11 protein-coding genes are annotated in these 13,391 nt (G+C 63.8%); 6 read left to right on the plus strand and 5 right to left on the minus strand.

From position 1 onward, the window contains the following. Positions 1-2: 2 nt before the first annotated feature. Positions 3-2,459, minus strand: coding sequence for a nitrite reductase large subunit NirB (nirB, locus tag AB6Q56_RS12300; protein WP_434513463.1), 2,457 nt, complete (start codon positions 2,457-2,459; stop codon positions 3-5). A 236-nt stretch (positions 2,460-2,695) separates the two neighbouring features. Continuing rightward, entirely contained in the window at positions 2,696-3,604 is a 909-nt protein-coding gene (locus AB6Q56_RS12305; RefSeq protein ID WP_434513464.1) for a LysR family transcriptional regulator, read from the minus strand. Positions 3,605-3,737: 133 nt separating this feature from the next. Between AB6Q56_RS12305 and AB6Q56_RS12310 the strand changes: the two genes are divergently transcribed. From AB6Q56_RS12310 to maiA, 6 genes are all read left to right on the plus strand, one after another. Beyond that, a complete protein-coding gene (locus tag AB6Q56_RS12310) occupies positions 3,738-4,274 on the plus strand; it encodes a VOC family protein (RefSeq protein WP_434513465.1) in 537 nt (178 codons plus the stop codon). A 76-nt stretch (positions 4,275-4,350) separates the two neighbouring features. Further along, positions 4,351-4,923, plus strand: coding sequence for a TRAP transporter small permease (locus AB6Q56_RS12315; protein ID WP_434513466.1), 573 nt, complete (start codon positions 4,351-4,353; stop codon positions 4,921-4,923). Next, positions 4,920-6,197, plus strand: coding sequence for a TRAP transporter large permease subunit (locus AB6Q56_RS12320; protein WP_434513467.1), 1,278 nt, complete (start codon positions 4,920-4,922; stop codon positions 6,195-6,197). The genes AB6Q56_RS12315 and AB6Q56_RS12320 overlap by 4 nt, the downstream gene beginning before the upstream one ends. 31 nt (positions 6,198-6,228) lie before the next feature. Next, positions 6,229-7,242, plus strand: coding sequence for a TRAP transporter substrate-binding protein (locus AB6Q56_RS12325; RefSeq protein ID WP_434513468.1), 1,014 nt, complete (start codon positions 6,229-6,231; stop codon positions 7,240-7,242). A 53-nt stretch (positions 7,243-7,295) separates the two neighbouring features. Beyond that, entirely contained in the window at positions 7,296-8,312 is a 1,017-nt protein-coding gene (locus AB6Q56_RS12330) for a fumarylacetoacetate hydrolase family protein (RefSeq protein WP_434513469.1), read from the plus strand. A gap of 106 nt (positions 8,313-8,418) precedes the next feature. Further along, positions 8,419-9,066 carry a maleylacetoacetate isomerase gene (maiA, locus tag AB6Q56_RS12335; RefSeq protein ID WP_434513470.1) on the plus strand — a complete coding sequence of 216 codons (648 nt, stop codon included), beginning with the start codon at positions 8,419-8,421 and terminating at the stop codon, positions 9,064-9,066. Positions 9,067-9,105: 39 nt separating this feature from the next. Here the strand turns inward: maiA and ybiB are convergent, their stop codons facing one another. From ybiB to AB6Q56_RS12350, 3 genes are all read right to left on the minus strand, one after another. Next, entirely contained in the window at positions 9,106-10,095 is a 990-nt protein-coding gene (gene ybiB / locus AB6Q56_RS12340; RefSeq protein WP_434513471.1) for a DNA-binding protein YbiB, read from the minus strand. Between the two features lie 18 nt (positions 10,096-10,113). Next, complete coding sequence (locus AB6Q56_RS12345; protein ID WP_434513472.1) at positions 10,114-12,834, minus strand: nitrate reductase; 2,721 nt, start codon at positions 12,832-12,834, stop codon at positions 10,114-10,116. A 127-nt stretch (positions 12,835-12,961) separates the two neighbouring features. Continuing rightward, a complete protein-coding gene (locus AB6Q56_RS12350; RefSeq protein ID WP_434513473.1) occupies positions 12,962-13,390 on the minus strand; it encodes a ClpXP protease specificity-enhancing factor in 429 nt (142 codons plus the stop codon). Position 13,391 lies beyond the last annotated feature (1 nt).

The following is a 13,391-nucleotide window of genomic DNA, read 5'->3' on the forward strand; positions in this document are numbered from 1 at the left end:
GATCAGGCTTCGAGCCTGATCGGGATGAATTGCTTGATCGGTTGCGCTTCGCGTGAGGTGTCCCACGGGTCCTTGGCATCCTTCAGCGAATCGAGCAGGCGGGCGTAGAGCGCCTTGCGGCCTTCCTCGTCCTCGAGGATCTTGCTCTTGATGGTGTCGAGGCCGACGCGCTCCATGTAGTGGCAAGTGCGCTCCAGATACCAGCCTTCCTCGCGGTAGAGCTGCAGGAAGGCGCCTGAGTACTCCATGACCTCCTCATCGCTTTTCACCTTGCACAGGAACTGGGCGACCTCGGTCTTGATGCCGCCGTTGCCGCCGATGTACAGCTCGTAGCCGGAATCGACACCGATCACGCCGACGTCCTTGATACCGGCTTCGGCGCAGTTGCGCGGGCAGCCGGAAACGGCCAGCTTGACCTTGTGCGGGGCGTACATGTCGAACAGCATCTTTTCCAGCTTGACGCCCATGTCCATGGCCAGCTGGGTGCCGAAGCGGCAATGCTCGGCGCCGACGCAGGTCTTCACGGTTCGGATCGACTTGCCGTAGGCGTGGCCGGAGACCATGCCGGCAGCGTTGAGGTCGGCCCAGATGCCGGGCAGGTCTTCCTTCTTGACGCCGAGCAGGTCGATACGCTGTCCGCCGGTCACCTTGACGGTCGGCACCTTGTATTTCTCGGCCGCGTCGGCGATGGCGCGCAGTTCGGCCGGCGTCGTCAGGCCGCCCCACATGCGCGGCACAACGGAATAGGTGCCGTCCTTCTGGATATTGGCGTGAGCGCGTTCGTTGATGAAGCGCGACTGCGGATCATCCTTGGCTTCGTGCGGCCAGCTGGAGATCAGGTAGTAGTTCACCGCCGGGCGGCACTTGTCGCAGCCGTTGGGGGTTTTCCACTCCAGCGCCTTGAACACGGCTTCCTTGCTGGTCAGGTGCTGGCTGAAGATGGCTTCGCGGACAACCTTGTGCGAATGGTCGGTACAGCCGCACACCGGCTTGGTATCCAGCGCCGCCGGGGTGTAGGCGCCGCCGATGGTCGACGCCAGGATCTGCTCGACCAGGCCGGCGCAGGAGCCGCAGGAAGACGCTGCCTTGGTGTGCTTCTTGACCTCGTCCAACGTGAACAGCCCCTTGGCCTTGATCGCCTGGACGATGCTGCCCTTGGTCACGCCGTTGCAGCCGCAGACCTCGGCCGAATCGGCCATTTCGGCCGCCTTGCTGTTGCCGGCATGGCCGACGTCGCCGACCAGCGACTGGCCGAAAATCAGCGAATCGCGGATTTCGTGGATGTCGCGCTTGTCCTTGAGCAGCTGGAAATACCACGGGCCGTCGGCCGTGTCGCCGTACATCACGCCGCCGACCAGCTTGTTGTCCTTGATGACCAGCTTCTTGTACACGCCGCCGTAGGGGTCGTTGAGGACGATTTCCTCGGTGCCCTCGCCACCCATGTAGTCGCCGGCCGAGAAGAGGTCGATGCCGGTCACCTTGAGCTTGGTCGAGGTGACGGAGCCGGTATAGCGACCGATGCCGTAGCCGGCCAGGTGATTGGCGGCGACCTTGGCCTGCTCGAACAGCGGGGCTACCAGACCATAGGCGATGCCGCGGTGGCTGACGCATTCGCCAACGGCGTAAACCTTCGGATCGTAGGTCTGCATCGTGTCGTTAACGACGATGCCGCGGTTGCAGTAGATGCCGGAGGATTCGGCCAGCGCGTAGTTGGGGCGGATGCCGGCGGCCATGACGACGAGGTCGGCCGGAATCTGCATGCCGCCCTTGAAGCGAATCGCCGCGACACGGCCGGACTCGCCCTGGATCAGCGCTTCGGTCTGGGTTTCGAGCAGGAACTTGAGGCCCTTGTCCTCGAGCGACTTCTGCAGCATCTTGCCGGCGACTTCGTCGAGCTGGCGCTCGAGCAACCACGGGCCGAGGTGGACAACGGTGACGTCCATGCCGCGCAGCTTGAGGCCGTTGGCCGCTTCCAGGCCAAGCAGGCCGCCGCCGATGACGACCGCGTGCTTGTGCTTGGTTGCCGCCGCTATCATCTCGTCGGTGTCCTTGATGTCGCGATAGCCGATGACGCCCGGCAGGTCGTTGCCGGGAACCGGCAGCATGAAGGGCGTCGAGCCGGTGGCGATGAGCAGGCGGTCGTATTCTTCCTCGGTGCCGTCGTCGGCGATGACCTTGCGCTTGATACGGTCGATGGTCTTGATCTGCTTGCCGGTGTGCAGCTTGATGTTGTTCTCGGCATACCAGTCGAGCTCGTTGAGGATGATGTCCTTGATCCCCATTTCACCGGCCAGCACCGGCGAGAGCAGGATGCGGTTGTAGTTGGGGTGGGGTTCGGCACCAAAAATGGTGATGTCGTAATGATCCGGCTTGATCTTCAGCAGTTCTTCGACGGTGCGGACACCGGCCATGCCGTTACCGATCAGGACCAGACGGGGCTTGACGGGGGGGTTGCTCATGTTTGGGCTCCAACGTTGCGCGCACCTTGCGGTGCAAATATTTTTCAGCGCATGACGTCGTTGCCATCGGACCGCCTTCGTTGGCGGTGGATTCGCTGCTTCGGGGCACTATTCGCAATCAGCGTGCCAGCATTTTAAATCCTTGTTTTATCGACAGAATCGACCCGAGCCCACAATACGGCTGCACCAAGCAAGTGCATGCTGGGGCCAGCAGGGTGCATTACCGCGTGCCGCCATCATTGCGAGAGCGAGGGGTGCGCCGCCACGTAATCGAAAAGAAAGTCGCGAAAATTCTCGGCGGCCGGCGACAAGGTGCGCCCGTTGCGGGTAAAGACGAAAAACCGGCGGCTGACCACGGGATCGACGAGCGGCCGCATCTCCAGGCGGTACAGTTCGACCAACGGCGCGGCATAGGGCACGCAGGCGGTCACCCCGAGACCGGCGCTGACCATGGCCAGCGCAGTGGACATGAAGGCCACCTCGTTGGTCGGCGTCAGGTTGGGGCCGCGCACGGCTGCCCGCAGGTCCACCGACAGGCGTTCGGTGAATTGCCCCTGCAGGGAAATGAAGGGATGGTCCGCCAGGTCGGACCAGCGGATCGCCGGTAATTCGCCCAAGGGATGGCCCGGCGGATAGACGGCCATGAACGCGCCTTCGAGCAGTGTCGTGGCAGCGATATCGGAATTGGGGTCGCGCTCCGGGCCGATGCCGAAATCGACCTCACCGGAAAAGACCCGGGGAATGACGCTCTCCACCGCGCAATCGACCAGCTTGATGCGGATGTCCGGATGCTCGGCGCCGTAGGCGACGATCACCTCGGGCAGCAGGGTCGAGGCCATCAACTGCGGCGTCGCGATGCGCACCAACCCCGTCTTCAGCGCCTTCCGCTCGGCCACCTCGGCGAGGATTCCGTCCAGATCGTGGAGGATCTTGTCCACCAGCGGGTAGAGGTCGCGCCCCACATCGGACAGATGGGTGCGGCGCGTGCTGCGGTCCACCAGGCGCAGCCCGAGCACCTGCTCCAGTTCCTTGATCAGCCCGGACAGTGCCGACTGCGTCACGAACAGGCTTTCGGCGGCGACGGTGAAACTGCCGGTACGTGCCACCGCGACAAAGGCGCGCAATTGGCGAAGGGTGACACTCATCGGAAAACCTCATAAATACATATGAAAAAACCGTTTGTATGATAGATCAGATTCACTTTTAATGAACTCATTCCCCATGGGGAAAGCGTGCCGGCCGCGATCCGGCGCCTCACCGAATCGATTGGAGACGAACATGCAAATCCGGAAAATCCATCATGTGGCCTACCGCTGCAAGGATGCCAAGCAAACCGTGGAGTGGTACGGCAAGTACCTGAACATGAACTTCATCCTCGCCATCGCCGAAAACGAGGTCCCTTCCACCAAGGAACCGGACCCCTACATGCATATCTTCCTCGACGCCGGCAACGGCAACGTGCTCGCCTTCTTTGAGCTGCCGACCAAGCCGCCCATGGGCCGCGACATGAACACCCCGGCGTGGACCCAGCACCTGGCTTTCGAAGTCGGCAGCGTCGACGATCTGCTCGAAACCAAGGCCAGGCTCGAAGCCGACGGTATCGAGGTCGTCGGCCCGACCGACCACACCATCTTCAAATCCATCTACTTCTTCGACCCTTCGGGTCACCGCCTGGAGCTGGCCGCCAATACAGGCACGCCGAAGATGGCAAAGATGCTCGACGACGTGAAGTGGGACATGCTCAACGAGTGGGACAAGACCAGAAAGGCGCCCCAGCACGCCCGCTGGATGCACGACGGCAGCTACGCCGAATGAGCGTCGCCCGCCAGCCAGACGACGCGCGGCTGCCGGGCACGCCTGGCAACCACGCTGGCATGAAGGAGGAGAAACCGTGTTCGACCGACTGACCCTGTGGGTCACCCGCACCCTGGAAGTCTGTATCGCCCTGTGCCTGGCGGCGATGGGCATACTCGTCCTGGGCAATGTGGTGTTGCGCTACGGCTTCAACTCCGGACTGGTGTTTTCCGAAGAGATATCCCGCCTGCTCTTCGTCTGGCTGACTTTCCTCGGCACCATCCTGGCCTCTCGCGAGCACGCCCACCTCGGTGTGGACTCGCTGGTCAGGCGCCTGCCCCACGGCGGTCGGCAGGCCTGCATCCTGATTTCCGGGGTATTGATGATCCTGATGTGCATCCTGCTCTTCTGGGGCAGCCTGAAACAGGCCGGGATCAACCTCGACAACACCATGCCGGTCTCGGGGATTCCCTACGCGGTGCTCTACGCCGCAGGCATTGCCGCTGCGCTGGGGCTGATCGTCAGCATCTTCTACAACATCTTCCAGGCGCTGGTGCATGGCGAACAGGAAGCCAACATCGTCATGGTCCGCCATACGGACGACATGATCGAGGGCGCCGTGGCCGACGTGGAAACGGATACGAGCCGCCGCGAAGGAAAAACCGCATGACGCTCACCGTCTTCCTCGGCTCGCTGCTCGCCGCCATGGCGCTGGGCATGCCCATCGCCTTCGCCCTGCTCGTCTGCGGCGCCGCGCTGATGTTCTTCATGGACCAGTTCGACGCCCAGATACTGGCGCAAAACGTCATCTCCGGCGCCGACAACTATGTCCTGATGGCCGTGCCCTTCTTCATCCTGGCTGGCGAGTTCATGAATGCAGGCGGCCTGTCGAAGCGCATCGTCGACATGGCCAATGCCTGGGTCGGCCATATTCGCGGCGGGCTGGGCTATGTGACCATCGTCTCGGCGCTGATCCTGGCCAGCCTGTCCGGTTCGGCGGTGGCCGACACGGCGGCCCTGGCCGCCCTGCTCATCCCGATGATGCGCGACGCCGGTTACAACACGGCCCGTTCGGCGGGGCTGGTCGCCTCGGCCGGCATCATCGCGCCGGTCATCCCGCCGTCCATCGGCTTCATCATCTTCGGCGTCGCCGGCAGCGTGTCGATCACCAAGCTGTTCATCGCCGGCATCTTTCCCGGCATGCTGATGGCGCTGTCGCTGGTCCTGACCTGGTGGTGGGTATCGCGGCGCGATGCAGCCCAGATTCGCCCCCGCATGAGCGTGGTGCAGCGCCTGACGCGCATGGGGGCCGGTGTATGGGCGCTGGTGCTGCCGGTGATCATCGTCGGCGGCCTCAAGGGCGGCATCTTCACCCCCACCGAAGCCGGCGTCGTAGCCGCCTTCTACGCCCTGGTGGTGGGCGCCTTCGTCTATCGCGAACTGACCCCGGCCAAGATCTACCACGCCCTGCTGAGCACCGCAAAAACGACGGCCGTGGTGATGTTCCTGGTCGCGGCTGCCTTCGTCTCGGCCTACCTGATCACCGTTGCCGACATCCCGGGCCAGCTGAAGGTCATCTTTGCGCCGTTCATGGACAGTCCCAAGCTGCTCATGGCTGTGATGATGCTGGTCGTCGTCCTGGTCGGCACGGCGCTCGACTTCATCCCGAGCGTTCTCATCCTGACCCCGGTGATGCTGCCGATTTGCAAGGAAGCCGGTATCGATCCGGTTTACTTCGGTGTGCTGTTCATCATGAACAACGCCATCGGCATGATCACGCCGCCGGTCGGTGTCGTGCTCAACGTCGCGGCCGGCGTCGGCAAGGTCAGCATGGAAGAGGTGATCCGCGGCGTCTGGCCCTTCATGCTGGCCGAAACGGCGGTGCTTTTCCTGCTCGTGCTTTTCCCGGAACTGGTCCTGGTTCCGATGCAGTGGTTCCGCTGATTGCCCAAAAACAACCCAAAAGGAGACAAACATGATCAATAAGCGCCGTTTCATCGCCCTGGCCCTCGGCCTCGTCGCTACCGCAACGCTACCCATCGCCGCACATGCCCAGGCGGTAACGGCGAAATTCAGCGTCACCCTGCCCGAGAAATCCCACCAGGGACAAGGGGCCGCCCGCTTCGCCGAGCTGGTCGGCCAGAAGACCCGTGGTAACGTCCAGATCAAGGTCTTTTTCAATGCCGCACTGGGCAACGACGTGCAGGTCACCTCCGCTCTGCAGGGAGGAACCATCGAATTCGTCGTGCCGCAAACGTCGACGCTGACCGGCATGATCAAGGACTTCGAGGTCATCGATTACCCCTTCCTGTTCGAATCGGAAAAGGAGGCCGAGGCCGTTCTCGACGGCCCTATCGGCAAGCGCCTGCTCGAAAAGCTGCCGGCCAAGGGGCTGATCGGCCTGGCCTATTGGGAAAACGGCTTCTTCAATGCCACCACGAGCAAACTGCCCATCACCCGTGTCGAGGACTTCTCTGGCTTGAAGTTCCGCGCCATTCAGGCGCCGCTCTCGCTGGAATCGATCAAGGCGCTGGGCGCCAACCCGGTGCCGCTGCCGGTGCCTGAGGTCTATGCCGCGCTCGAAATGCGCACCATCGACGGGCAAGCGACACCGACCGCCGTCACGGCGGCCCTCAAGTTCAACGAGGTGCAGAAATACCTGTCGGTGGTCAAGCTGTCCTATGGCGCCTTCCTGCCGCTGGTCAGCAAGAAGTTCTGGGACAAGCTGCGCGCCGAGGACCAGAAGGCAATCCAGGAAGCCGCCATCGAGACGCGTGCCTGGCAGCGCCAAGTAGCGCGCGATGCGGCACGCAACGCGCAAGCCGATCTGGCGAAGAAGGGCATGCAGGTCAACGAAGTGAGCTCGGCCGAGATCGCCCGCATGCGCGAACGCGTCAAGCCCGTATGGGACCGCTTTGCCAGCGAGGCCGGCCCGGAACTGGTCAAGGAGGTCATCGCCGAGGTGGACAAGGTCAGGCGCGCCAAATAATCCTTCGGGGCGCCCTCGGTCGGTGCCCCGGTCATTTCGAGAAAGAACAGAAAATGAAACTCGCCAGCCTCAAAGCCGGCGGTCGCGATGGCACCCTGGTCGTCGTCAGCCGCGACCTTGCGTACTGTCAAACCGTCCCCGGCATTGCCGCCACACTGCAGGCGGCCCTCGACGACTGGGAAACGATCGCGCCCCGACTGGCCGAGGTTTACGCCTCGCTGAACGACGGCGCGGTGCAACAGGCCACGCGCTTCGACCCGGCACGATGCCACTCCCCCCTGCCCCGCGCCTACCAGTGGGCCGACGGCTCGGCCTACGTGAACCATGTCGAGCTCGTGCGCCGCGCCCGCGGTGCAGAGCTGCCGCAGGAGTTCTGGACCGATCCCTTGATGTATCAGGGCGGATCGGATTCGTTTGTCGGCCCGCGCGACCCGATCTGGGCGCTGTCCGAGGACTGGGGGATAGACCTTGAAGCCGAGGTCGCCGTCATCACCGGCGACGTGAGGATGGGAACAACGCCAGCCGATGCCGGCAAGGCCATACGCCTGCTGATGCTGGTCAACGATGTCTCGCTGCGCAACCTCATTCCCGCCGAACTGGCCAAGGGCTTCGGCTTCTTCCAGTCCAAGCCCGCCACTGCCTTTTCGCCGGTCGCCATCACGCCCGACGAACTGGGCGACGACTGGCGCGACGGCCGCGTCCATCGCCCGCTGAGCGTGCATATCAACAACCGGCTGTTTGGCCGCCCCGACGCGGGAACGGACATGGTCTTCAATTTCCCGCAGCTGGTGGCCCACGTGTGCAAGACACGGGAAATGGAAGCCGGGTCGATTGTCGGCTCGGGTACGGTCTCGAACAAGCAGGGCGGCCTGCACGGCTCGTCCATCGCCAACGGCGGGGTCGGTTATTGCTGCCTGGCCGAGGTGCGCATGTACGAAACCATCGCCGCGGGCAAGCCGGAGACCGGGTTCCTGAGGTTCGGCGACACCGTGCGCATCGAAATGTTCGACCGCCACGGCGCCTCGCTGTTCGGGGCCATCGAGCAACGCGTCGAACGATACCCCGCATGACCGCCCGGCAAGCCCCGTTACCCCGCGCAGCCGAACCGATGTCGGCCCGCCGCCACGATGCGCCGGTATCGATGGGGCGCCACAAGGCCTGAAGGCCGGAGTCGATATGCTCAAGCTCTATACTTACTTTCGTAGTTCAGCGGCCTACCGGGTGCGCATTGCGCTCAACCTGAAAGGCCTGTCGTACGAAGCCATTCCGGTGCACCTGATCCGCGAGGGTGGCCAGCAGAACCATGACGCCTACCGTACGCTCAGCCCGCTGGGGACGGTACCGACGCTGGAGACCGGCAACGAAGCGATCACGCAGTCGCTGGCGATCATCGAGTATCTCGACGAGACCCACCGGCAAGCGCCGCTGCTCCCCGATTCGCCGGCCGACAGGGCGCGCGTCCGTGAGCTGGCCCTGACCATCGCCTGCGACATACACCCGATCAACAATTTGCGCGTCCTCAACTATCTGACGTGCGAATTCGGTGTCGGCACGGCGCAGAAGGGAAACTGGTACCGGCACTGGATCAGCGAGGGCCTTCAGGCTGTCGAAGCGCTGCTGGCCGCTAGCCCCGCCACAGGAACCTTCTGTCACGGCGAGACGCCAGGCCTGGCCGACTGCTGCTTGGTGCCCCAGGTCTTCAACGCCCGGCGCTTCGCTTGCCCGCTCGAAAACATGCCGACGATCCGCCGCATTGTCGCCGCTTGTGAAGTGCTGCCCGCCTTTCAGGAGGCGGCACCGGACAGGCAGCCGGACGCCGAATAGGCTCTCGCCGCCGCTTGGCGAAGTTGCATCAGCAACGGTTCAGTTGCCGCCGACCAGCAACCCCGTCGCCTCGACGGCGACAATGGCCTTGGCCTGGTTGAGGTCATCCGCATAGCCGCTGGCATAAAGCAGGCTGGCCAGCTGGTTGGCGATGGGCTTGGGCAGCGGCACCTGTTTGTCGAGCACGCGGCGAATCCAGCGCGCGGTCGCCGCGGCGTCGGCGGCTTCCGGCAGATTGGGCAGGGTGCGCAGGCTTTCGTGCTCGGCTTCGAACAGGATGTCGGCCACCCCATCGTGCACATACTCAAGGCGCGGCCGGCGCTTGGCATTGGCGTAGGGCTCGCCTTCGGTGCCGCGCAGCAGCAGGCCGCACTGGCCGCGCGCCATCATCATGTTGCGCATCAGCTCGATAAAGTCGGGATGCGTCGCGGCGGCGACCAAGACCGCCTCGCCGTGGAAAGGATCGATCAGCTTGACCAGGCTGTGAGCGCTGCTGCGCACGCCCATGCGGGCGCGCAGCGAGAGCAGGTTGTGGATGCCGGGGCAGAGCGCGCTGAGCGGCACGAAGGCCAGGCCGTTGTCGTCGAGCGCTTTCTGCGCCTGGTGGGTGGACGACACCGGCATGATGCCGAGTTCGCGCAGAATATGCGCGCTGCTGACGCGCCCGTAGCCTTCGATCAGGCCATGCATCAGGACCGGCACGCCGAAGCGCTGCAGCAGCAGGGCCAGCAGCGGCGTCAGGTTGGCCTCCTTGCGCGCTCCGTTGTAGGTCGGCAGGACGACGGGACGGCCGCGACCATGCGGCAACTCCAGCGGGTGGGTTCGCTCGTCCGTTGCCGCCATGAAGCCCAGCATCTCGTCGAGCGCCTCGCCCTTGACGCGCAGACCGAGAATGATGGCGCCCAGTTCGAGATCGGGCACGCCGCCGTCGAGCATCGCCGCATAGAGTTGCCGGGCGTCGTCATGCGACAGATCCCGGGCACCTTCCGCGCCGCGACCGATCTCCTTGATGTATTGTCCGTAGCTCACTTGTTCTCCTCACCCATCTCAGGCTGCCGCCGTTTCCGAGGTCTCGAACTCGGCCACCATGCGCCGGATGTCCGGCACACAGGAGCCGCAAAATGTGCCGCAACGCAATTTTTCCTGCAGTTCCGGCAGGTCGGCGCCAGCCGCCAGCGCCTGGCGTATCTGCACATCGGTCACGTCGGCGCACTTGCAGACGATGTTGCGCGGCGCCACGCTGACCGGCGGCTTGCCCAGCGGCGCCAGCGCGAAGCGAATCAGGCTGGCATCCAGCTCATCCTCGGCCATTGCCTGTTTCAGCCAGGCGACCGCCTGCGTTTCGCCACACAGGCGAACCGCCTGCAGACGCCCGTCGGCGGCAATGGCCTTCTTGGCCACGCGCTTCGTGGCATCAGCGTACATGATCGCTCCGTCACTGCCGTCGATCCCGAACAGGCGATCCAGCGCTTCGATCTCCGCATCGCCGGGTGCCTCGGCCATGGCGGCACGCAACACGACGAGGGGCGTGCTGCGGCCATAGAGGCCAAGGCTGGCATACGGATATTGCTGCAACACCGGCCGCACCGCCTGCAACAACGCCAGCGCTTCCGACTGGCTGGCGCAGCGCCGCACAATGGCCAGGGGATAGGGCAGATCGAGCTTTTCGATCTGCACCGCGGCATGCTTCAACTCGGGTTGCCGGGAATAGGGGTCGGTGGCATCGCAAACCACCGCATTGACGCCAGGCGTGTTCATGAACTGGCTGCCCCAGTGCATCGGCATCCAGGCCCGCCCTTTCTTAAGCCCCGGCCGCTCGTCCACCCGGACGATGGCTTCGCCACGGCGGTTGCTTACGCGGACGAGATTCCCGCTCTCCAGTCCGCGATGGCGCATGTCGCAAGGGTGCATGGCGAGCAAAGGCTCGTCCTCGAGATTGAACAAGCGCGGCACTGTGCCGGTACGGCTCATGCCGTGCCAGTGGTCGCGCATGCGTCCCGACAGCAGGCTGATCGGATAGTCGGCATCCGGCGATTCCGCCGTAGGCAAGTGCTTGACCGGCACGAAACGCGCCTTGCCATCCGTCGTCGGAAAGACGCCATCCTCGTAGAGACGGCGCTTGCCCGCACTCGCTCCGGCCGGATAGGGCCACTGCTGCGGGCCAGCGGCGTCGAGCAGGGCATAGTCCAGCCCGGTGATATCTAGGTCTCGCCCACGGGTGCTTGCGCAGTGCTCGGCAAAGATCGCCTCGGCGTCGGCATAGGGGAAGAGGCGCTCGCCATCGATCCCCAGCTTGTTGCCCAGGCGACGCGCGAAATCGACGACGATTTCCCAGTCATGGCGCGCTTCGCCCGGCGGCGGCACGGCGGAATTCACATGGGTAATGCGCCGTTCGGAGTTGGTCACGGTGCCATGCTTCTCGCCCCAGCCGCTGGCCGGCAGCAGCAAGTCGGCATAGGCCGCCGTATTGGTGTTGGCGTAGGTTTCCTGGAGTACCACATATTCCGCGGTCTGCAGGGCCACGCGAACAGCCGCCTGGTTGGGCAACGACTGCGCGGGATTGGTGCAGGCGATCCATACCGCCTTGATTTCGCCGGTTTTCAGCGCAGCGAATAGCTCGATGGCCGACTTTCCCGGCTTCTCAGGCACGCTGGGCACGCCCCACAGGGCGGCAACCTCGGCCCGGTGTTGCGGATTGGCCAAGTCGCGATGGGCCGACAGCAGGTTGGACAAACCGCCTACCTCACGCCCACCCATCGCATTCGGCTGTCCGGTCAACGAGAAGGGACCGGCGCCCGGTTTGCCGATCAGGCCAGTTGCCAGGTGCAGATGGATGACGCCAGCGTTGTTGTGCGTGCCATGCACCGACTGGTTCAGTCCCTGGCAATACAGCGACAGCGCGGCGCCGCTTTGCCCGAACCAGCGCGCCGCCTGCACGATGTCCGCAGCCGCCACGCCACAGACCTCGGCGACCGCGGCCGGGGTATAGGGCTTGACGATATCCTTCAGTTCGTCGAATCCCGTCGTGTGGCGCTCGATGTAATCCGGGTCGATCAAGCCTTCCGCGATCATCAGATGCAGCATGCCGTTGAACAGCGCGATGTCGCTGCCGGGCTTGATCGCCAGGTGAAGATCGGCGACCTCGGCGGTTTCGGAGCGACGCGGATCAGCAACGATGATTTTGAGATCGGGATTGGCCGCCTTGGCATCCTCAATGCTGCGGAAGAGGATGGGATGGGCGACCGCCGGGTTCGCGCCGGCAATGAAGATCACCTTCGCCGCCAGGATATCCGCGTAGCTGCACGGTGGCGCATCGGCGCCCAGCGTCTGCTTGTAGCCGGCAACCGCCGACGACATGCACAGACGCGAATTGGTATCGACGTTGTTGGTGCCGATCAGGCCCTTGGCCAGCTTGTTGAAAACGTAATAGTCCTCGGTCATCAGCTGCCCCGAGATGTAGAAGGCCACCGAATCCGGGCCGTGTTCGCGTATCGTCGCCGCGAATCGCTCGGCTGCGTCGTCGAGCGCCCGGTCCCAGCCGATGCGCTGGCCCGGCTGTCCACGACAGGGGCGATGCTCCGGATACAGCAGGCGATAACTGGAATCGACCGTCAACGCCAGGGTCGCGCCCTTGGTGCATAAACGCCCGCGGTTCGCCGGATGCTCCGGATCGCCCCGGACCCCCGTAATTTTGCCAGCTTCGGTTTCGATCAGGACGCCGCAGCCGACGCCGCAGTAACAACAGGTGGATTTGACTTCAGTTTTCATGATTTTCCTTCCGACATGCTTTCAGCAACAGGCATGCCATCTATAAAAATCATGGACTTGGGATAAAAAAAGGGAGATTCCCCGTGGGGATCTCCCTTTTTTGGTGCATCGCGCGGGGTGCTTGTCCCTATTTGATGCGCTGCAACTTGGGGCGCCCTTCATCGGGGCGCGGTGGCTCGGGCGGCGGCTCGTCGTCCGCCGCCTCGACGCTGGTGGCCGGAACCTCGTCCGCCATCTCGCTGTCACCATCCACCTCAAAGGCCATTCCCGCGCCGTTTTCGCGTGCATAGACCGCCGAAACGCGATCGACCGGAATGGACAGCTCCCGGGCCACACCGCCAAACCGCGCTTGGAACTCGATATACTCGTTGCCGATCTGCAATTTGTTGGTCGCGGTCGGGCCGAGATTGAGAACGATCTGTCCATCGCGCACGAACTCACGCGGTACGCGCGTCCTGCCATCGACCTCGACAGCAATGTGCGGCGTAAATCCGTTGTCGCAACACCATTCCCAGATGGCGCGCAGCAAGTAAGGCTTGGTGGAAGGCAGTTCCATG

Origin of the sequence: Dechloromonas sp. ARDL1 (genome assembly GCF_051122455.1) — a bacterium.
GTDB lineage: Bacteria > Pseudomonadota > Gammaproteobacteria > Burkholderiales > Rhodocyclaceae > Azonexus.